Consider the following 18,648-nt stretch of genomic DNA (forward strand, 5'->3'; position numbering starts at 1 on the left):
AGAATAACTTTCAACTTTTGCCAGTGTTGATCTGTCAGCATGGTACGAGGCATAGCGAATAGTAAAATTGGGTTTGGCGATTTGATTTTACTACTTCGCTATTTTTTTAAGCTAAAAGTGTCAACACACCCTAATGATTTCAAAAATGTACAGAATTAGGAAGTTTCTCGCATCTTTATGAAAAAAACTTTAAAATAAGCGCAATTTGATGAGAGTGATGGTCATGAGTAAGCAACAGCCTACTTCAAAAAAACCTTTGGTGAATCTCCCATTCCCAATGCCAAATGCAGAACAAAGTGCTGACGATGTTGCACATAATCAGGTTCGTCCAAAACCTGAACAATATGCAGATCGTACTTGGATGCCACCACGTGGCACCCGTCGTTCAATGGGTAAACGTTAATTCGCCATTGAAATAAAAAAGCGCCCTGGTTAGGGCGCTTTTTTATTGATCATTCGCTGGGTTGTAATTGCTAACCCGTCGATCATTTTGTGCATAGTAGGTTTTTTTGTGTTCATACATCGCAGTGTCGGCACGTTTAAGTATATCTTCAACCCGCTCATTTGGCTGGCTGGTAGCAGTGCCAATCGACACACTAATCGGTTGATGATTATTAAATTGGTTATCTACCATTAAAAGCTCATGCAAACTTTCAATACAATGGTTCAATGCGGCTTCATCGGCGGCAGGTAATAGCACCACGAATTCATCACCACCGATCCTTGAAGCAGAGTATTGGGTATTTTCAATTAACTGATTCAGGGTATTACCCATACGGCGTAATAAGCTATCGCCTTGATCATGACCAAGGTTATCATTGATAGCTTTTAAGCCATTCATATCTAGGAAAATACAAGACACAGGACGTAGGTTGTTGCGCTCAAGTCTGTTGATTTCGGTGCTGTAGAAAGAGCGGTTATAAAGTTTGGTTAAGACATCATGCTTGGCCAAATACTCAAGATAATTTTCGGCTTTTTTGCGCGCAGTAATATCAGTGAGCGCCAGTTGTACCATACCCCAATCGTCTTCGAAGCCTGGAAACACGGCAAAATGCAACAACACATGGCGAATACTTCCATCGAGTGCATAATTGACTGCTTCGCAGTTATGTTGAATATTGCCATCCCACAGTTCGAGCAGCTGATGTCGAAAGGTCTGTTGGGTTGCGTTCTGAAAGACTTTATGCAAATTTTTAAGTAAATGGTCTTTGTCACGTGCAGCAAACAAATCGAGTGTAGCTTGGTTGACATCGGTAACCATGATGTCTCTGAGACATTCATTAATAAAGTCATTGTGGACATCAAGGAAAGTTTTAAAGTCACTGATCCCCAAACGACGTAAATGATCTAAACGTGCTTTGACTCGGCTAAAGTCCTCAACCCAAAGCGAAGTAGGCGAGTATTGAAAACGTGCTTCAGCAATTAAACGACTTTTTTCTTCTAAGCGTTGTGCATTGGCATAAGGCGTGATGTCTTCCGTGCTGATCAGAACCAATGAAAGATCGTGTTCATGACCAGGAAGTACTGTCCCGCGCAGGCGAATGTCAAGGCGATGACCTGTAAGCGTATAGTTTACGGCAGTGTTTTCAAATAAGGTCTCACCATTCCAAAGCGCGACCAGCTCATTTAAATGAGTGCTTGACATATCTGCTTTAAAAATTTGCGCAAGGTTCGCAGTTAAATCTTCAAAACTTTCGGCTTCAAATTGTTTTAAGGTTTGCGGGTTGACATGCAGGACTTTAATTTTATGCGCACAACTTAAAATACGTGATTTGTCTTCCAACAGAAAAGACGCAATATCTTCAACACCTTCACTCCGCCAAAGATCAAATTGTTTTTGTACTTCACTAAAGTCTTCTAACCACATGGCAATGGGAGATAATTCAAAAATAGGAGAGTCCAATAATTGCATTTATATCTCGTTTTTATGTTGGAATTTAAAGCAGTATAAGCGCTAAAAAAACTTTTTAAAATAATGTGATAAAAAAAGTTATTTTTAAAATTTATGTGAGTTTATGGGGGATTTAGTCAAAAAATGCATATTGATTGCGCATAGAAAGTGCATAAGCTCCAATGGTTTTGGAGCTTAAAGAGCGTTTATGCTGATAGCGATAAGCGCTAAATGCTTTGAGGTCGATAGCGAAAAGTTTGTGATTGTTGATATTGATGGTCGCGCCAAAATAAATTGATTACCAATAGGTTTGGAATCAATACCATGAAGAATAAATAAATCAAAAAATTCTTTCGTTGTTGTTGATAGATCTGCATGAAGTCTTGGCTGCTGATGGTTGTGTTGTCTGCTGTGACCGATAACACTAAAACTTCTGGGTAGATAAACTGACGGTTGTCTGTGTAATAACGGATACTAACCTTTTGTTGTTGAAGGTCTTCTAATAGCGGGCAGCTTTTAAAGCGATCCATGAAATTACAAACCAGTCTTAGTGGTTGCTGCTGAGAAGCTTCATTTAATACAATATCTTCATAGTGTGATTTATTACGCCCAGAGCCCACAGTGTAGCTATTTAACCGAATTTGGCCCTCGATGTGTTGTGGGTTAGGTATATGTTTTGCAATACGTACAGCCGAATAGTCAGTAAATTTGCTGAGACTGGAAAGTGCAAAAACATTAATGATGAAGAAGGGTGCCGTCATGAATAAAATATTTAAGAGGAGGTTGTTCTTTTTCGGTTGTTCGTTCTTTGTCTTTTTGAGGAAGGATAAGCATACAATGAAGATAAAGTAGACTGGGGATAGATTTATAAAACTAAAATCCTGAAATTGAGGCAGTTGATAAAATGCAATCAGCATGACAACGGCAATAGCCATACTGAAAAGTGCATGCTTGTTTCTTTTGGATTTTAAGGCTTCAAGTTGTCTATTTGTTTTCATGATTTATTTAAGTTTTTGAAAAGTATGATTATGATTCAGAGTGTAAGTGAACCTTTAAAAGTTAAAAAGGGAAAAGCAGGAACAATACCGTCACATTTTTTGTAGTAGTTGGCGATTGGGGGGTAGGGAAGATTTCAACAACTCTATTATTTTTAACTAAAAAGCCAACTCATAGAGTTGGCTTTTGGGGTTTGAAAGATGGGTTTCAACGAGAGGCTTTCCGCGCACGATGTTCGGGCTTCGGTGGTGCGATTTCTCGTGTGCCTTGCCAAACCTCAATGAAGTCTTGTTCATTGATATTATAAAGTTCCAACAGCGCTAGAATGGCACCACCAAAAAGCATGCGTCCCTCAGCATTGGTCTCAAAATCAAATATTTTCCCAGACAGCGCATGTAAAATATCTTCAATTTCAAACACACGATCACGGCCATTACTGTCGGTTGGATACATGCGTGTGTTGAGAATAATTTTGGCTAAACTTTTTTCATTATCGGTTAAGGCCAAATGTTGAATCAGCATGTCATCATTTTGAGTGCTGAAAATCACGGCATCATTAAAAATGGTATGCAAAAACTTTTTATTTAGACGTGGTAGTGTCCTTTCCACAAATGGGCGAAATGATGCGGGGAAAATAACATTATGAGAAATGCCTTTAAACATAGGAGCAATTTCTTCAACTTTATACCCCGCAATACCGCAGCCAATAGAGGTTAGAAAGTAAGTCATTTTAGGATGATTTTTGGTATAGATTTTAAAGTCATCAATATAGTGTTGAATTTGCGAGAGCGGCATTTGTTGTAAGTGTTCGTTCATAGTGGGAATGGCATAACTTTGCCCTGACCATCCACGTCCGACGCCTTTTATTGCGCCAAAGTGCTCAAGTGCAGTTCGGGCAGCGCCATCCGCATGTTGACCTGCCATGTTACTACCAAACACAAATACGGTATGTTCATCTAGGTTTTTGACGATGCTTTCGTCATGATATTGGTAAGTCATAGGCTCTGATTTTTCGCTCTTCTTCACTTCATGTTGCCCTTGAAATACGGGGGGGTCAAGTGAAAAATCTTTGTAATATTTTCAGTAAATTACATTAAAAATCTAAAAGCAAGAATTGCTCGGGATTGAATCTGTTAAAATAGTCGGTTGAAGAAGCAAATCTTGGGATATGTCTGTGAGTGAGAAACAACCTTTTGATTTAGTCACCAATTACCAACCCGCAGGTGATCAGCCGCAAGCCATCGAAAAGCTTGTTGCTGGAATAGAAAAGGGCTATCACGACCAGTTGTTACTTGGGGTTACGGGTTCAGGTAAAACCTATACCATGGCCAACGTGATTGCGCGGACGCAACGTCCGACCATTGTCATGGCACATAATAAAACCTTAGCCGCACAGCTTTATGGTGAGTTCAAATCTTTCTTTCCGAACAATGCCGTCGAATATTTTGTCAGTTATTATGACTATTACCAACCCGAAGCCTATGTGCCATCTTCAGACACATTTATTGAAAAAGATTCAGCGATCAATGACCACATTGACCAAATGCGTTTATCTGCAACACGGTCGCTCTTAGAACGTCGCGATGCAATTATTGTTGCTTCAGTTTCTGCTATTTATGGTTTGGGTGATCCCAATGCCTATATGAGCATGTTGCTACATATTGTACAGGGTGATCGTATTGCGCGTGATGACATCATTCGTCGTTTGGTGGAAATGCAGTATAGCCGTAATGAGCTTGAGTTTTTACGCGGTACCTATCGTATTCGTGGGGAAATTATTGATATTTTCCCTGCGGAATCGGACCAGCACGCAATTCGGATTGAGTTGTTTGATGATGAAGTCGATTCGATTCGTTGGTTTGATCCACTGACAGGCAAACTGGTACGTAAAGTTCCGCGTGTAACCATTTATCCAAAAAGTCACTATGTAACACCGAAAGATAATTTAGAACGCGCTATTGGGACGATTCGTGAAGAGTTAAAAGATCGTTTAGGATTCTTCCGTGCACATGACAAATTGCTTGAAGCACAGCGAATTGAACAACGTACCCGTTATGATTTGGAAATGATGCAGCAGTTGGGCTATACCAACGGTATTGAAAACTATTCACGTCATTTGTCAGGTCGTCCTGCGGGCGAAGCGCCGCCAACCTTATTTGATTATGTTCCTGACGATGCCTTACTGATTATTGATGAGTCACACGTGACTGTGCCGCAAATTGGCGCGATGTATAAAGGTGACCGTTCGCGTAAAGAAAACTTGGTGAATTATGGTTTCCGTCTCCCTAGTGCTCTAGATAACCGTCCAATGCAGTTTGAAGAGTGGGAGCGGATTACCCCAGCTACAATTTATGTCAGTGCCACACCAGCCAAATACGAGCTTGAAAAAGCCGAACAAGTGGCCGAGCAGGTGGTTCGTCCTACAGGGTTGATTGACCCCGAAATTGAAGTGCGTCCGGTATTGACTCAAGTTGATGATGTCTTGTCTGAGATCAATATCCGTAAAGATCTAGATGAGCGCGTTTTGGTTACCACCTTAACCAAACGTATGGCAGAAGATTTAAGTTCGTACTTAAAAGAATATGGCGTCAAGGTTGCCTATCTGCACTCAGATATTGATACCGTTGAACGGGTGAAAATTATTCATGACTTACGTTCGGGTGTCTATGATGTCCTCGTCGGGATTAACTTACTGCGTGAAGGCTTGGACATGCCTGAAGTGTCTTTGGTGGCGATTTTGGATGCGGACAAAGAGGGTTTCTTGCGTTCTGAGCGCTCTTTGATTCAAACCATTGGTCGTGCAGCGCGTAATGTAAAAGGCAAAGCGATTTTATATGGTGATCGGATTACCGATTCGATGCAAAAAGCCATCGATGAAACTGCCCGCCGTCGTGAAAAACAAATGGCTTTTAATGAGCTGCATGGCATTATTCCGCGTAGCACCATCAGACAAAATAAAAAGGATATTGATACAGGTGAAGTGCTTACAGACGATCAAGTTGAAAGTGGTATCACAGATCAACACCAAACGCTCAGTGCAGATGAGCAGCATTTGCTGTCCGATCCGAAACTTCTTGCCAAGCACTTAAGCAAGCTGGAAAAAGAAATGTTAAAAGCTTCTAAAGAGCTACAGTTTGAGCAAGCTGCACGTCTGCGAGATGAAATTTTGCGCTTAAAAGCACAACTTCTAACCTAAGTTGCATTTACATAACGCTACAGTAATTTGGGCAGAAAGCATTATTTTTTAAAGAGATGTTTATTTTTAGATCATAAATTCTGAAATATTAAAGGTACAGTTTATGTCTGCAAATCTTCCAAAGGCGGGTTTTACGCTTGCCAAAATTGCTGTAGGTGGTGCTGTTTTAGTCGGGTTAGGCATGGCAACCATGGCTTATGCCCAGAGCAAACCCTTAGCCGTGGTGGATAAGGTTGAATTAGACCGTTATTTGGGTGTTTGGTACGAAATTGCACGTAAGCCCATGTACTTCCAAAATAAATGCGGAAGTAATGTCTCGGCTACCTATACCCTGAATGAAAATGGCAATGTGACAGTAGATAACCGCTGTTATGCTCAAGATGGCAAGCTGATGCAGTCCATAGGTGAAGCATTTGTACAAAACCCACCTTTTAATAGTAAGTTGAAAGTGAGTTTTTTACCCGAGGTGGTGCGTTGGTTACCTGTGGCACGCGGGGATTATTGGATTTTAAAAATTGATGATGACTATCAAACGGTTTTAGTGGGTGAGCCACGCCGTAAATATATGTGGGTGCTTTCTCGTTCGCCTCAACCAGACCAAAAAGTCATTAATGAATACTTAGAATATGCAAAGTCAGTGGGTTATGATTTGAATGATCTGATTCATACCAAGCAATTGCAAAAGTAAAATCTATTAAGCCTTGAAAGCCATGCTGAAGCATGGCTTTTTTAGTTTCATATACGTATTTTAAAACTTGAATAATAAAGCTTTATACAGTCGAACGCTTTATAATTGGAGCCTATCAAAAAATCGTGTAAATCAATGTGGAGTGAAGGATGTATAAAGGTGTTGCACTATCGGTTTTAGCATCCGTCACTTTTGGAGTTTTGTATTTTTATACCTTTTTTTTAAAGCCCTTAGATAGTGAGCAAACTTTTGCTTGGCGTATGCTTTCGACCTTACCCTTTTTAACCGCATTCATGTGGTGGAGTGGCGATTTAAAACTCATTTCGGAGTTGTTTAAGCGTATGTTTAAACAACCTTGGATGATTGCTTGGTTATTGTTTAGTTCGGTTTTATGTACCACGCAGTTGTGGCTATTTTTATGGGGGCCCATGAATGGTCGTGGTCTACAAGTATCACTCGGCTATTTTTTACTGCCTTTGGTCATGGTGTTGGTTGGTTGCATCCTTTACAAGGAAAAACTATCCCGCTGGCAAATGGCCGCGGTAGCCTTTGCTGTGCTTGGGGTGGGACATGAAATTTGGCGTATTGGTAGCATGGCATGGGAAACGGTTTATATCGCTTTGGCTTATCCTTTGTATTTCTTCCTGCGCCGTGTTTGTAAAACGGATCATTTGGGTGGCTTCTGGTGGGATCTGTTTTTAATTTTACCTGTCGCGTTTTATTTGGGCTTTGTGCATAGCGATAGTTTGGCTTTGATACAACAGTTTCCACATCTGATTTTGGCGGTCATCGGACTGGGTTTCTTAAGTGCAATGGGACTCGGAAGTTATATACTCGCGAGTCGTTATTTACCTTTTGTGATCTTTGGTTTGCTGAGTTATTTGGAGCCTGTTTTATTAGCAGGAGCATCAGTTGCCATGGGAGAGCGTATAGAGGCAGGTGAGTGGTTTACCTATATTCCAATTTGGTTCGCAGTCTTATTGCTTATTATTGAAGGTGTGTTGCATTTATATAAACAGCAACAAAATAAAAAACAGCTCGAACGAAATATTGAGCATTTTGAAAAAAAGCAACATTCAGACTAATTTGATGATGTTCGGAGCTGTCATTGCGCTGCAATTTGGGCAATAAGCAAGTTCCTGATTTGTTTCTTGCCCTTTTAGAATAGTTGACTGTTTGATAAAAGATCATTTGCGTAACTGTTTATTTTTTATCTAAAAAAATATTTTTTTAATTTTTATACTGCAAAATCATAAGACTAAATGCAATCATTTCTTAAATTAATAATGAATATACGACAAAAAACATCATGCATTTACAGCTTTCGATTCAAACTTGGCGCTAAATCCTTTACAATTGTTGGGTTTTAAAATTTATGCTTAGATTAAATTAATTAGAGGACGTATCTGTGAGCAAAGAGACTATCATCGCCCTACACGCAGAACACCAAGGTCGCTGGAAAAACCGTGAAGAAATCGCGGAACAAATGATCGCTTTGATCGGTCAGCTTTACCGTGAAAAAAATATTGTGGTTTCAGTGTTTGGACGTTCTTTAGTTAACCGTTCAGTTATCCAAATTTTAAAAGCGCACCGTTTCACTCGTATGATGGACGTTGAGCTTTCAGTTGTACACACGTTCCCAATTCTTGAAGCGTTGGCTAAAATTGAAAATATCGGTACTGCTGAAATTGATCTAGGCAAATTAGCCGTTGCATTTAAAGAGCAAGGTGGCGATGTTGATGCATTTGTTGCAGCCGCTGTTAAATCTGTAGAAGGTCGTGCGACTTCAGTAGAAGGTCGTGACGTTGTCCTTTACGGTTTTGGTCGTATCGGTCGTATTCTTGCACGTTTAATGATTGGTCAGTCTGGTCTTGGTCGTGGTTTGAACCTAAAAGCGATTGTGGTTCGTAAGTCATCTGATGGTGATTTGGAAAAACGTGCGTCTTTATTACGCCGTGACTCAATCCATGGTCCATTCTCTGGTACGATTTCTGTTGATGAAGAAAACGAAGCAATCATTGCCAACGGTCAATTCATCAAAGTGATTTATGCGTCGAACCCAACTGAAGTTGATTATACCGATTATGGTATTAGCAATGCGTTAGTGATCGACAACACGGGTAAATGGCGTGATGCTGAAGGTCTTGCTCAACACCTTAAGTGCCCAGGCGCTGCACGTGTGATCTTGACTGCACCAGGTAAAGGCGACATGAAGAACGTGGTGTTTGGTGTGAACCAAGCAGACATTCTTGATGAAGATACCATTATCTCTGCTGCAAGCTGTACAACCAACGCAATTACACCAACACTTAAAGTATTGCATGACAAATACACAGTGTTGAATGGTCACGTTGAAACAGTTCACTCGTTTACAAACGACCAGAACTTAATCGACAACTACCATAAAGCAGACCGTCGTGGTCGTGCTGCAACGTTAAACATGGTAATTACTGAAACTGGTGCGGCGAAAGCAGTTGCGAAAGCACTTCCAGCACTTCAAGGTAAACTGACAGGTAACTCTGTACGTGTTCCAACACCAAACGTTTCACTTGCGATTTTGAACTTAACTTTAGATAAAGAAGTTGATCGTGATGAAGTGAACGAATACATTCGTAAAATTTCAATCAGCTCTAGCCTTCAAGGTCAGATCGGTTATACCAACTCGACTGAAGTTGTATCATCTGATTTTATCGGTTCGCGTACAGCAGGTGTATTTGACGCGCAAGCAACAATCACTTCGGGCAACCGTTTAACTGCATATGTTTGGTACGATAACGAAGTAGGTTATAGCTGCCAAGTTTTACGTATTGCAGAGCAAATGGGCGGCGTAAGCTATCCAAAAATTCCAGCTGAAACAAATGCATAATTTGTAATAGCGACTAAAAAGAGCCTCAATTGAGGCTCTTTTTTTTGCGCTGTTGTTGTGGATGAGGCCAATCAGGTGCGTTGGGGTGACATAAGTATTAGCTTGAGTGCTAAGAGTTGCCAATGTTTAATCCCTACTAATTTACTTAGAATAATTAGAATACTGTGTAGAATAGGGTGATAAAAATTATAGAGTCTGGTTGGTATACCGCCCCCAATGACTTTCTAAGCTGACAACCGGATGATATTTGTCAGATAAAAGAAAATAAAACAAAAGGAATTTGAATTTGCAAGTGAAGCATGTGCTAAGTGGATTGGCATTCATTGTGTTGGCATCTGTATGCGGTGTGCTTATCGCTATTTGGATGTTTAAACACTTTAATATTTATATTCCCTTAGAAAATCAAAAAGTCAGTATTGATCTGCAAGAGCCTTTACAAGCTGAGGTTAAAATTCATGATGCCTTAGATGTTGATATCACAGGGCGCGTCAATGCAGAAATTCCGATCCGTGAAAACCTGAATATTCCACTGACCCAAACGCTAATTCCACGAGTGTATTTTGATAATCAGGTTCCGATTAAAACCACCATTCCAGTGCGTGAAACCTTGAAAATTAATCAGAACATGCCTGTAGATACCAAGGTACAGGTGAAAGTCATGGGGCGAGATGTGACTTTGCCTTTAAAAGGCAATATTCCTATTCAGCTGGATGTGCCGATTCATATCGATGTGCCGCTTGAACAGCAGGTACACCTCAAGTTTGATGCACCTGTGAAAACTGTACTGAAAGAAAACCTACATATTCCAGTAAATACAGTGGTTAAGACCAATATTCCAATACAGGGACATTTAAACGTTCCCATTAAAACGGCGTTGAACGCTTCGGTGGATGTGCAAAATACATTACCAATTGAAATCAAGCAGGGTGAGTTGAAAATTCCACTTAATAGCTTGCAATTACTGCGTGAAAAACCTCTACCTCAAGAACACGTGAAGCCATAGGGGGGAGTATGTGGATATTCCAGTCTGCGAAGCGGCTTGTACTGAGTTTTGTGTGCGTTGTAATTTTAGTGGGTGCGCTGTTTTGGTTGTACCTGAATATTCAAGCAGTATGCAAGTGTCTGCGAGTGAAGCCCAAATTCAACTATCAGACTCCTTACCGACAAAAATCCAAATGGGTAATTATTTAGAAACCCAATCCGTTGGGACTTTAGATACACAACTGAAAATCGATCAGAAAATCAACCTACCTTTGACAGGGAAATATTTGGCAAATTTAGAGTTTGAAGTAGAAGTACCCGTTTCAGTATCTGTTGATTATCAAACCGAGGTACTCATTGATGAGAACATGCCGTTGGAGACAACTACAGATCTAATTTATCAAAATAAACTGTTGCCTAAGTTTCCACTCACTTTGGATATTCCGATTAAACTGGCTGTGCCATTTCATTTAAAGCAAGACTATCAGATTCCGATCAAAATTATGTTTAATGGCTTGGTCTATTTTGAGTTCAATGAGCAAGTACGACTGTATGTGTTGCATCAGTTTGCGCCACAGCTTAATTTGAATGATCCAATGACTATGCGAAAAATAGCAAGCTTCAATGCCACCATGTATAACACGGAGCGGAGTACGACAGCGAACTTGGAGATGAATATGACACTACCTGTGAAGAACATTCATCCATAAAAAACGCCACCAATGATTGGTAGTGTTTGAATGCGGAGATTAAATGAGTGGCTTAAAGTGCTGCTTTGATTGCATCTTGAATGCTGGTGGTCTTATGTCCAATCAATTGTTCTAAGTCTTTACTGTTGCTGTACATCGCGCCTTTGGCGGTCTGCACATCGGCATCCACAATCACATCAATCAAGTGTGCTGGGAGGCTGGCTTGAATTAAGCCTTGACGCAGGTCATCGGCAGACAAATTTTGATAGATGACTGGCTTATGTGTTGCCTGACTGATGAATTGAGCCAAATGAGCTTTAGTCAAACTTTCAGAGCCTGCCAATTCATAGGTTTTATTCTCATGACCTGTTGAAGTTAAGACTTTGGCTGCAGCTTCAGCATAATCTATACGTGATGCTGAGCTAATTCGACCATCTTGAGCTGCGCCAAAAAGCGTCCCAATTTCAATGGTGTGAGCAACACCTGCAAGGTAGTTTTCGCTATACCAGTTATTTCTTAAGAAGGTATAAGTGATTCCACTGTCTTGAATTAGTTTTTCGGTTTCACGGTGTTCTTGGGCTAAGCCGAGCGGGGATGTGTCTGTACGTAGTAAGCTGGTATAAGCAAGATAAGGTACGCCTGCTACTTTCGCAGCATCAATCACTGCTTGGTGTTGAGGTGTACGGCGACCAATTTCATTGGCTGAAATGAGTAATAACTTATCTATTCCCGATAGAGCAGGAACTAATGTTTCAGGGCGGTCATAATCAAACTCACGAAGCTCAAGACCTTTGGCTTTGAAATGTTCAGCTTTATCTACATTACGAACCAGCGCAACAATATTCTGGGCAGCAGTCAACTGCAAAAGTTGCTCTATAACGAGGTTACCAAGTTGTCCTGTTGCGCCTGTGATTGCAATTTTCATAATTCACCTATGTTGGTTGTTTTCTATACTTGATGGTTCTATCTTAATCTGTTAACTTACTAAATGTAAGTACATACCAAAAAGTAAGTAATAAACCAAATGGAGAGAAATGATGCACACCTATGCGACAAGCAAATTGTTAGGTCAAGTTTTATCCACGGAGTGTCCGTCTCGTGAAATTTTGGAGCATCTTACGAGTAAATGGTCGGTACTGGTGTTGCGCTGTTTAAGTGATGGCGTACATCGTTTTAGTGAGCTCAAGCAGCGTATAGAAGGGGTGAGTGAGAAAATGCTTTCTCAGACGCTTAAAACTCTTGAGCATGATGGCTTTATTCTACGGACGGTCTATCCTGTGGTGCCGCCCAAAGTAGAGTACCAATTGACGATCTTGGGTTCTCAAGCCGCTGAGAAAACCATGTATTTGATTGGGTGGATTGAAAAAAGTTTGCCTGAAATTCTAGAAAGCAAGGAGCGAGTAGCAGCTTTAAAATAAAAGATGACAAGTATTGTGGATTGATTGTGATAATCCTTAATTGCGCTTTAATAGTGAATTCCTCAGGAGTGCGGAAGTGGATTAGAGCTGATTCGAATTTCTGGCTGTGAAAAAGTCTTGTGATCAAACAATCTACTTTTTTAGTGCGCTATTTTGATGTGAAAATCCTTTTTGAAAGTAAAAGTTGAGTAGGATTGAATAAAATGAGTCGAAGAGTGACCTAACAACTAAGTGGTCAGCACATTTAAATTAAAAATGAAGAAAATCAGGTGAAAAGTGTCAAAAAATTAGATTTTGGTATTTTTGTGACTAAATTTCATGTTTCGCTGAATAATTCTATTCGAGAAATTTTGTAAAATATGGCAGAATATGCGGTTTTAAAGTATTTAGAGGATTGGCAGCATGCGCTTTGTTGATGAAGCAGTCATTACCGTAGAGGCTGGCGACGGTGGCAATGGCGTAGCCAGTTTTCGCCGTGAAAAATTCGTACCTTTTGGTGGTCCAGACGGTGGTGATGGTGGTCGTGGTGGTAGCGTATTTATCGAAGCTGATGATAATACCAGTACCCTTGTAGACTTTCGTTATACTCGCCGCTTCCGTGCGGAGCGAGCTAAAAATGGTCGTGGCGCGAACTGCGCAGGCCGTGGTGGTGAAGACACCGTATTAAAGGTTCCTGTAGGTACAACCATTGTTGATACTGACTCAGGTGACATTATTGGCGACTTAGTTGAAAGTGGTCAGCGTGTGCTTGTCGCAGCGGGTGGTGATGGTGGTTTGGGTAATACTCACTTTAAATCATCGACGAATCGTTCGCCACGTAAGTGTACCCATGGTTTTAAAGGCGAATTCCGTGAAATTCGCTTAGAGCTAAAAGTACTGGCCGATGTTGGCTTACTAGGTATGCCAAACGCAGGTAAATCGACGTTTATTCGTGCCGTATCAGCAGCAAAACCTAAGGTTGCAGACTATCCGTTTACTACGATGGTTCCAAACCTTGGTGTGGTTGATGCAGACAGTCACCGTTCATTTGTAATGGCGGATATTCCTGGCTTGATCGAAGGGGCTTCTGAAGGTGCGGGTCTTGGTATTCGTTTCTTAAAGCACTTGGCGCGTACGCGTATTTTGCTTCACATTGTGGATGTTCAGCCGATTGATGGTTCTGATCCTGCATACAATGCAAAAGCGATCTTGGGTGAATTAGAGAAATTCTCTCCGACACTTTCAAAGTTACCTATCGTTCTAGTGTTAAACAAAGTTGACCAACTTGCAGACGATACGCGTGATGAATGGTGTCAGCATATCTTAGATGAAATGCAGTGGGATGGCCCTGTATTTAAAACTTCAGGTTTGATGTCTGAAGGGACAAAACCAGTTGTTTATTACCTGATGGATCAAATTGAGCAACAACGTGAACGTGAGCTTGAAGATCCTGACTATGCAGCAGAAGTGAAAGCATTCCGTGAGCAGCTTGAAGCTGAAACACGCGAACAAACTATTGCCGCTAAAGAAGCATATCGTGAAATGCGTCGCCAACAACGTCTTGCAGGCCTGTTGGCTGATGATGATGAAGACGATGATGAAGATGACGGCGAAATGGAAGTGTTTTACGTACGTTAAGCTCGTAATGAGTAACTGAGGACAAGATGATAGAAGTGGTAGATGGGCAACGTAAGCTCGAAGCTTGTAAACGAATCGTTGTTAAAATCGGATCATCTTTACTCACAGCAAATGGGCAAGGTCTAGATATAGATGCAATTTCGCATTGGGCGAAACAAATTGCAGATCTACACAATGCAGGACATGAGATTATTCTGGTGTCGTCAGGAGCTGTGGCTGAAGGTATGGTTCGTATGAAGCTAGACAGCCGACCCACCGATCTACCCAGTCTTCAGGCGTGTGCTGCCATTGGTCAGATGGGCCTTATTCATACGTGGTCAAGTGTGCTTGAAAAACATCATATTCAGACCGCGCAAGTGTTATTAACCCATGATGATTTGGCAGACCGTCGTCGTTATTTGAACTCGTGTGACGCTTTACAGAACTTGATTGAATGGCATGTCATTCCTGTAATCAACGAGAATGACACGGTTTCGACCGATGAAATTCGCTTTGGTGACAATGACACGCTTGCTGCGATGGTTGCAGGTCAAGTCCATGCAGATTTGTTAATTATTTTGACTGATCAGCAAGGTATGTTCGACTCAGATCCACGTTCAAATCCAGACGCTAAACTGTTCCATACTGTGCGTGCTCTAGATGAGAGTTTGTTTGATATGGCTGGCGGTGGCGGCAAGTTTGGTCGTGGTGGTATGTTGACCAAAGTCCGTGCTGCACGCTTAGCTGCAAAGTCTGGCTGTCCAACGCTGATTGCCAGTGGTGAAAGCGACAATGTGCTTGCGCGTTTGATGGATGGTGAAATGCTCGGGACATTGTTTATTACAGATAATGACCGCATTACCGCTCATCAACAGTGGTTGGCGGCTCACTTACAAACTGCGGGTCGTTTAGTGTTGGATGATGGTGCTGTCAAAGCCATTAAAGATAATCATCGTAGTTTACTTCCAGTTGGTGTGAAAGCTGTGGAAGGGCATTTTGAACGCGGTGACGTGGTTGAATGTGTTGATATCCAAGGTGGCCGTGTTGCGGTCGGGCGTGTCAACTTTAGTTCGCGCTCTGCGGAGCTGGTAAAGGGCTTGGCGTCAGATAAAGTTCACCAAGTTCTAGGTGAAGCACGTTCACTTGAGATGATTCATCGCAACCACATGGCAATATACTAGCAAAAACTCACCATAACCAAACATAACGCTAAGGCTTGATTCTGTAAGGGATTGAGCCTTTTTGTTGTATAGTGCAATAACATGCAATAGACTACGATGAGAGGTTAAACGGAGGTTAAATGGGAGGTTAAAAAAATTAATCGCCATAAATTCTAAAGCCTCTTAATTGTATGAATTATTGAGGAAATAATAATGCTGTCTAAATTGCAGATAGATGCTATTAAGCCATCGAGTAAATTACAGAAAATCAATGACAGCGAGATGCTGTACTTGTTTGTTTCCCCAACAGGTCGCAAAACTTGGAAAGTGCTATATACGCTCGATGGAAAGAAAAACACCATCACACTAGGCGAATATCCAAAGGTACTGAATGCTAAAGATGCACGTTTAAGACGTGATGAGATAAAAAAACAAATATCAGAGGGCATTAACCCGACTGAGCAAAAACGACAAGAAAAGATTAAAGATTTATCAGAGATGAGTTTTGCCGACTTGATAAGGCTTTACATGGAAAAGGTCACACCACACAAAAGGGGTGGACGTGTGGAAACCATTATCTTGAGTAACTATATAAAATCATTTCCCCGATTGATGAAAAAACCAGTAAACCAACTGGGGCAGCTAGATATGATTCAATTTAGGGATGAACGGCTGAAAAAGGTTAAGGGCGCAACAGTAGCTAGAGATTTAGGCTTATTGAGTGCTGTATTTAAGTATGCACGACAAGAACTAAGAATTATGACCAACTCCCCACTGGACGACATAGCCAAGCCGAAGCAGTCACCTAGTAGAAACAGACGTATCTCTCAAGATGAAATAGACCAAATTTTGCAGGCATTCAAATATGATGGACGTTCTCAACCAGTCACCAAAAAACAGCAGACCGCATGGGCATTTCTCTTTGCAATTGAAACGGCGATGCGAGCAGGCGAGATAACAGGCTTAAAGTGGGCAGACGTTTACGACAAGCATGTTGAGCTTGAACTCACAAAGAACGGTACAGCTAGAAAAGTCCCTCTATCTAAGCGAGCCATTGAGCTTCTAAGTTATATGCGAGGTATAGATGAAACTGATGTATGTACCGTTAAAAGCAAGGTGGGGGATGGTGAAGTGGGTAGAGGTGGATTGTCAGCATATTTTAATCAAGTGGTGAAAGGTAAATTAAAAATTAATGACTTAACTTTCCATGACACCCGACATGAAGCTATTTCACGGATGGTTAAAAATGCAAAACTCCCAGTAGAGGTACTGGCAAAAATCACAGGTCATAAAACCATTGGTATTTTAATTAATACCTATTACAACCCCGACATTGAAGAACTAGCCGACCACCTACACAAAGAGGATGACCCCGACATTATTTTATTTAAAAAGACAGTGTAAGCGACAAGCTAGGACGTTCAATGATTGGCAGTAACTTGTCATTTCGCTTATATTCAGATTGCTAAGTCTAGGTTAGCTCCCGAAAGTCGGACACCCAATCCGATTGGCTTAGCAGCTTTTTTGGGGATGCTGTGGGAGGTATGAATAACAATGACAACATTAAAAGAATTGCATCATTTAAGAGGAAACCCTGATTTTTCACACTGGAACACTGTTAAATTATTTTCGATTGCTGAGGCTAGCTTACTCACGGCAGGATTAGAGCCTTGCGAATACAACCATCTGCATGATTACCAATTGCGGGAAAAACTGATTAGCGAAAAGCCTATAAATTGGCAACATTCATTAATGCTCATAAGATCAATTATCGAGGCTATATGCACTCAAGAAATAAAATCACCATATATAAAAATTGACCGCAGCGACTATAACAATCAATGGGATGAAGTTGTTGAACAGGCAAGAGTGAGCATAGAAGATGTTGGCTCGATTATTGCGAGTGAAACAAAAATACATAGAGATGAATTGTATAAATGGCTGAAAAAGAATGGCTATCTTGAGCCACATCTGCAAAATATTATTATTGTTGAATCTCAACCAGTCACATACAAACAACATGAATCAGTGCAACAAAACAATGTAGGCTTATTGCCTGAGCCTACCTACACAACGCCTTTGTTGGAAATTGTTGACGCCGTTATTGATAGGTTTTGGAGTGGCTATAAACCTGATGAAAATATGGTATTTGAAAAACAACTAGAAATAGAAAGATGGATTAAAGAAAATTACCCCGATATTGCCAACCCATATATAGCAAAAGCTATTGATCGGATATGCCGTCACCCCACTGCTAAGCTAGGCGGAAATAAGAAAATTAAGTGATATTTATAAACAAAGTAGTTACTGGAATAAAACAATAATAATCAATAGGTTAAAATGGAGTGATGGCAATTAACTTATCTTGCTGTCACTCCTTTTACGTTTGACGGCACTCTATCAGCTTTTGTTCTCATGCACCCAAGCAATAACGCTTTACAACTTGCAAGGGTGCAATATGTCAGCACATGAAAAATACGCTCGAATCAAACAATTAGCGAGCGCACCATCTACCCCCGAAAAAATCTACACCATTAAGACAGGCGAGAACGCAGGCATGAAGCGCAAAGTTAATGCCAAGCCTGAGCGTGTCGGATTGTTACCAGTGACCGAGAAAACAATATGGACTTGGGTGCGTGAGGGGAAATTTCCGAAGCCTCTAAAACTCTCAAGCAACGTCACTGTATGGCGCATGTCAGAGGTTGAGGCATGGATTGAAGAACAAGCCGACATTGCTGTATTGGAGGCTTGACCATGAACAAAGTTACTCAAGACCAAACCATTTTAAACCACCTTAAAAGCGGTAGAAGCATCACCGCCGTTGAAGCTGTGCGTTTGTATAACTGTTACCGTCTAAGTGCGAATATCGAGCGTTTACGCAGACAAGGGCATGACATTGTGACCCATCACGAAAAGAACAGTCGCAGCACTGGCAGACATGCACGTTATGAACTTAAAGGGGTGGCAGCATGAGCGAAATTATAGATTTTAAATCTGCAAGCGGTGTGGATGACCTCCCTTTTACAGATGATGAATTACGGCTTGCCAACATTTACGACATTGCAGTTGGCTTAATTATTGACATTGAGGAGGGCAAAACTTTTTCAATGTCAGAACTCAAGGCACGTATGGCGGAAGTCCTAGAGATTATTCAGGATGAGCTATAA

At 41.0% G+C, this 18,648-nt stretch carries 18 protein-coding genes and 1 pseudogene; 15 read left to right on the forward strand and 4 right to left on the reverse strand.

All coding sequences use genetic code 11. From position 1 onward, the window contains the following. Positions 1-223 precede the first annotated feature (223 nt). On the forward strand, positions 224-403 hold the full coding sequence (locus HYI04_RS05720; protein WP_004693646.1) for a hypothetical protein: 180 nt from the start codon (positions 224-226) through the stop codon (positions 401-403). 42 nt (positions 404-445) lie between these two features. Here the strand turns inward: HYI04_RS05720 and HYI04_RS05725 are convergent, their stop codons facing one another. The 3 genes from HYI04_RS05725 to HYI04_RS05735 form a co-directional block, all read right to left on the reverse strand. After that, positions 446-1,912: a sensor domain-containing diguanylate cyclase gene (locus HYI04_RS05725; RefSeq protein WP_010326449.1), complete on the reverse strand. Its 1,467-nt coding sequence runs from the start codon at positions 1,910-1,912 to the stop codon at positions 446-448. Between the two features lie 206 nt (positions 1,913-2,118). Continuing rightward, positions 2,119-2,826 carry a hypothetical protein gene (locus HYI04_RS05730; protein WP_171056717.1) on the reverse strand — a complete coding sequence of 236 codons (708 nt, stop codon included), beginning with the start codon at positions 2,824-2,826 and terminating at the stop codon, positions 2,119-2,121. 268 nt (positions 2,827-3,094) lie between these two features. Then, on the reverse strand, positions 3,095-3,886 hold the full coding sequence (locus HYI04_RS05735; protein ID WP_178895987.1) for a hypothetical protein: 792 nt from the start codon (positions 3,884-3,886) through the stop codon (positions 3,095-3,097). A gap of 175 nt (positions 3,887-4,061) precedes the next feature. On the opposite strand from HYI04_RS05735, the gene uvrB reads away from it, so the two are divergent. The 6 genes and pseudogenes from uvrB to HYI04_RS05765 all read left to right on the forward strand — a co-directional run bounded on the left by uvrB (position 4,062) and on the right by HYI04_RS05765 (position 11,328). Continuing rightward, on the forward strand, positions 4,062-6,083 hold the full coding sequence (uvrB, locus tag HYI04_RS05740; RefSeq protein WP_178895988.1) for an excinuclease ABC subunit UvrB: 2,022 nt from the start codon (positions 4,062-4,064) through the stop codon (positions 6,081-6,083). A gap of 103 nt (positions 6,084-6,186) precedes the next feature. Then, entirely contained in the window at positions 6,187-6,771 is a 585-nt protein-coding gene (locus HYI04_RS05745; RefSeq protein WP_005399678.1) for a lipocalin family protein, read from the forward strand. A gap of 149 nt (positions 6,772-6,920) precedes the next feature. Beyond that, entirely contained in the window at positions 6,921-7,856 is a 936-nt protein-coding gene (gene rarD / locus HYI04_RS05750) for an EamA family transporter RarD (RefSeq protein ID WP_178895989.1), read from the forward strand. A gap of 323 nt (positions 7,857-8,179) precedes the next feature. Further along, positions 8,180-9,637, forward strand: a complete 1,458-nt coding sequence (locus HYI04_RS05755; RefSeq protein WP_004980374.1) for a glyceraldehyde-3-phosphate dehydrogenase — start codon at positions 8,180-8,182, stop codon at positions 9,635-9,637. 286 nt (positions 9,638-9,923) lie between these two features. Further along, positions 9,924-10,640 carry an MFS transporter gene (locus HYI04_RS05760; RefSeq protein WP_178895990.1) on the forward strand — a complete coding sequence of 239 codons (717 nt, stop codon included), beginning with the start codon at positions 9,924-9,926 and terminating at the stop codon, positions 10,638-10,640. Positions 10,641-10,648: 8 nt separating this feature from the next. Then, positions 10,649-11,328 (forward strand): annotated as a pseudogene (locus HYI04_RS05765) (hypothetical protein). Between the two features lie 52 nt (positions 11,329-11,380). On the opposite strand, the gene HYI04_RS05770 reads toward HYI04_RS05765, so the two are convergent. Beyond that, the gene (locus tag HYI04_RS05770) at positions 11,381-12,232 is read right to left on the reverse strand and encodes an SDR family oxidoreductase (RefSeq protein WP_178895991.1); all 852 of its coding nucleotides are present in this window, start codon (positions 12,230-12,232) and stop codon (positions 11,381-11,383) included. A gap of 112 nt (positions 12,233-12,344) precedes the next feature. On the opposite strand from HYI04_RS05770, the gene HYI04_RS05775 reads away from it, so the two are divergent. From HYI04_RS05775 to HYI04_RS05810, 8 genes are all read left to right on the forward strand, one after another. After that, positions 12,345-12,725 carry a helix-turn-helix domain-containing protein gene (locus HYI04_RS05775; RefSeq protein WP_004980366.1) on the forward strand — a complete coding sequence of 127 codons (381 nt, stop codon included), beginning with the start codon at positions 12,345-12,347 and terminating at the stop codon, positions 12,723-12,725. 402 nt (positions 12,726-13,127) lie between these two features. After that, a complete protein-coding gene (gene cgtA / locus HYI04_RS05780) occupies positions 13,128-14,342 on the forward strand; it encodes an Obg family GTPase CgtA (RefSeq protein WP_004980365.1) in 1,215 nt (404 codons plus the stop codon). Positions 14,343-14,368: 26 nt separating this feature from the next. Beyond that, a complete protein-coding gene (gene proB, locus HYI04_RS05785) occupies positions 14,369-15,502 on the forward strand; it encodes a glutamate 5-kinase (protein ID WP_005399671.1) in 1,134 nt (377 codons plus the stop codon). 192 nt (positions 15,503-15,694) lie between these two features. Beyond that, a complete protein-coding gene (locus HYI04_RS05790; protein ID WP_178895992.1) occupies positions 15,695-16,885 on the forward strand; it encodes a site-specific integrase in 1,191 nt (396 codons plus the stop codon). Positions 16,886-17,035: 150 nt separating this feature from the next. Then, a complete protein-coding gene (locus tag HYI04_RS05795; protein ID WP_178895993.1) occupies positions 17,036-17,767 on the forward strand; it encodes a hypothetical protein in 732 nt (243 codons plus the stop codon). A 271-nt stretch (positions 17,768-18,038) separates the two neighbouring features. Then, positions 18,039-18,233 (forward strand): AlpA family transcriptional regulator, encoded by a 195-nt coding sequence (locus HYI04_RS05800; protein WP_256732929.1) that lies wholly within the window; start codon positions 18,039-18,041, stop codon positions 18,231-18,233. A gap of 2 nt (positions 18,234-18,235) precedes the next feature. Continuing rightward, positions 18,236-18,454: a helix-turn-helix domain-containing protein gene (locus HYI04_RS05805; RefSeq protein WP_178895995.1), complete on the forward strand. Its 219-nt coding sequence runs from the start codon at positions 18,236-18,238 to the stop codon at positions 18,452-18,454. Beyond that, a complete protein-coding gene (locus HYI04_RS05810; protein ID WP_178895996.1) occupies positions 18,451-18,648 on the forward strand; it encodes a hypothetical protein in 198 nt (65 codons plus the stop codon). The genes HYI04_RS05805 and HYI04_RS05810 overlap by 4 nt, the downstream gene beginning before the upstream one ends.

Origin of the sequence: Acinetobacter sp. SwsAc2 (genome assembly GCF_013391465.1) — a bacterium.
In the GTDB taxonomy this organism is placed as follows: Bacteria; Pseudomonadota; Gammaproteobacteria; order Pseudomonadales; family Moraxellaceae; genus Acinetobacter; species Acinetobacter johnsonii.

Bases quoted from the DNA above. Each gene is read 5' to 3' on its own strand.
- HYI04_RS05775 (WP_004980366.1), top strand. From the start codon at position 12,345: ATGCACACCTATGCGACAAGCAAATTGTTAGGTCAAGTTTTATCCACG.
- cgtA (WP_004980365.1), top strand. From the start codon at position 13,128: ATGCGCTTTGTTGATGAAGCAGTCATTACCGTAGAGGCTGGCGACGGT.
- HYI04_RS05790 (WP_178895992.1), top strand. From the start codon at position 15,695: ATGCTGTCTAAATTGCAGATAGATGCTATTAAGCCATCGAGTAAATTA.
- HYI04_RS05745 (WP_005399678.1), top strand. From the start codon at position 6,187: ATGTCTGCAAATCTTCCAAAGGCGGGTTTTACGCTTGCCAAAATTGCT.
- HYI04_RS05725 (WP_010326449.1), bottom strand. From the start codon at position 1,912: ATGCAATTATTGGACTCTCCTATTTTTGAATTATCTCCCATTGCCATG.
- HYI04_RS05795 (WP_178895993.1), top strand. From the start codon at position 17,036: ATGACAACATTAAAAGAATTGCATCATTTAAGAGGAAACCCTGATTTT.
- HYI04_RS05735 (WP_178895987.1), bottom strand. From the start codon at position 3,886: ATGACTTACCAATATCATGACGAAAGCATCGTCAAAAACCTAGATGAA.
- HYI04_RS05720 (WP_004693646.1), top strand. From the start codon at position 224: ATGAGTAAGCAACAGCCTACTTCAAAAAAACCTTTGGTGAATCTCCCA.
- HYI04_RS05805 (WP_178895995.1), top strand. From the start codon at position 18,236: ATGAACAAAGTTACTCAAGACCAAACCATTTTAAACCACCTTAAAAGC.
- rarD (WP_178895989.1), top strand. From the start codon at position 6,921: ATGTATAAAGGTGTTGCACTATCGGTTTTAGCATCCGTCACTTTTGGA.
- HYI04_RS05800 (WP_256732929.1), top strand. From the start codon at position 18,039: ATGAAGCGCAAAGTTAATGCCAAGCCTGAGCGTGTCGGATTGTTACCA.
- HYI04_RS05770 (WP_178895991.1), bottom strand. From the start codon at position 12,232: ATGAAAATTGCAATCACAGGCGCAACAGGACAACTTGGTAACCTCGTT.
- proB (WP_005399671.1), top strand. From the start codon at position 14,369: ATGATAGAAGTGGTAGATGGGCAACGTAAGCTCGAAGCTTGTAAACGA.
- HYI04_RS05810 (WP_178895996.1), top strand. From the start codon at position 18,451: ATGAGCGAAATTATAGATTTTAAATCTGCAAGCGGTGTGGATGACCTC.
- HYI04_RS05730 (WP_171056717.1), bottom strand. From the start codon at position 2,826: ATGGCTATTGCCGTTGTCATGCTGATTGCATTTTATCAACTGCCTCAA.